A 323-nucleotide genomic window follows, 5' to 3' on the forward strand; every position below is an offset into this window, starting at 1 on the left:
GCGAGTTCGTCATCGACAGGCTGGTCAAGTATTTCGGCAATGGGAGGATCCGCTGGCATGTCGAGTTTCGCGGGCATCGTGTCGAGCTCACGACAGGCCAGATCAAGAAGCAGCCGACCTTCCGCAGGAAGATACTCGAACAGGCTGGCGTGCTGCCGCACCAGCGTGCCGGGACCGACTACAGGCGATGGGCACTCGATCTGAGGAAGAATGCCATCGAGCTTCCCTGGCGCGATAGACCGGTCGACGCCGGTTTCGCCATCGACAGGCTCACCAGCCACGGCGACGGGCGCTGGACGGTCGAATACCAGGGCAAGGCCATC

At 62.5% G+C, this 323-nt stretch carries 1 pseudogene; it reads left to right on the forward strand.

The window, feature by feature from the left end:
- Positions 1-323 (forward strand): annotated as a pseudogene (locus EOB49_RS35000) (hypothetical protein); the annotation flags it as partial.

Source organism: Mesorhizobium sp. M7A.F.Ca.MR.148.00.0.0 (assembly GCF_003997735.1).
Lineage (GTDB): Bacteria > Pseudomonadota > Alphaproteobacteria > Rhizobiales > Rhizobiaceae > Mesorhizobium.